Below are 1,014 nucleotides of genomic sequence, written 5' to 3'. Positions count from 1 at the left end.
TCTACAACGAGACCCTGTTCTCCAAGGCCGGCGTCGGCGAGCCCAAGACCTGGGCCGACCTGAAGGCCGCCGCCAAGGCGCTCAAGGACAAGGGCGTGAAGTACCCGTACGCCCTGCCGCTGGGCCCGGAGGAGGCGCACGCCGAGGCGATGATCTGGGAACTGAGCAACGGGGGCGGCTACGCCGACAGCAGCGGCAACTACAGCCTGGCCTCCGATCAGAACATCGAGACGTTCCAGTGGATCAAGGCCAACCTGGTCTCCCCCGGCCTGACCGGCCCGGTCCCGCCCGCGCAGCTCAACCGCGCCGACGCCTTCGCCGCCTTCGTGCGCGGCGAGGTCGGCATGCTGAACGGCTACCCGTCGCTGCTCCACGAGGCGCGCGCCAAGGGCGTCAGCGTGGGCACCGTCCCCATGCCCGTCTCGGATTCGCTCGGCGCCGGCGAGACCCCGCCGGCCGTGGGCGTGGCGGACTGGATGATGGCGTTCAAGCAGAACGGCAAGCGGGCCGAGATCGGCAGGTTCCTGGACTTCGTCTACCAGGACGAGAACCTGTCGGACTTCGCGAACCGCTACCACCTGCTGCCCTCGACGGTCTCCGCGTCCCGCACCCTGGCCGGCGGCGGCCTCGACAAGAACGACCTGTTCTTCCTGACCGCCCTGCGCGGTGCTCAGCTCTACCCGGTCAACGACCCGTCCTGGGTGACGGTCAGCGACACCGTCAAGCGCAACATCGGCCGCGCCGTCGCGCCGAACGGCGATCCGAAGGCCGTCCTGGAGGAGATCGCCGCCACGGCGAACAAGGCCGCCAAGAAGCACTGAACGGCCGCCCGATCCGGGACTTTCGACCCTGCCGCCACCCATCCCGTGCGGCATGATGGCTGCTACGGCCCTTGATCCAAGGCCGCGGCCCTGCCGCCCGACGAGCACTCACGAGGTGCGCGGGGCGGCCGGCCCCTCTCCCCTGCCGCTCCCCTACCGCGGCCCCTCGCCCGTCGTGAACGCGGTGCGGTAC

The 1,014-nt window shown here is 70.4% G+C and carries 1 protein-coding gene; it reads left to right on the top strand.

Annotation, left to right across the window (positions count from 1 at the left end; all coding sequences use genetic code 11):
* A partial coding sequence (locus ACFVUS_RS44215) for an extracellular solute-binding protein (RefSeq protein WP_387781644.1) occupies positions 1-821 on the top strand: 821 nt, incomplete at its 5' end.
* Between the last annotated feature and the right edge of the window lie 193 nt (positions 822-1,014).

The sequence above is a fragment of the Nocardia sp. NPDC058058 genome (assembly GCF_042885355.1).
Lineage (GTDB): Bacteria > Actinomycetota > Actinomycetes > Mycobacteriales > Mycobacteriaceae > Nocardia.
Note: the sequence above shows the minus strand (reverse complement) of the source record. Positions and strands in the feature narration are given on the sequence as shown.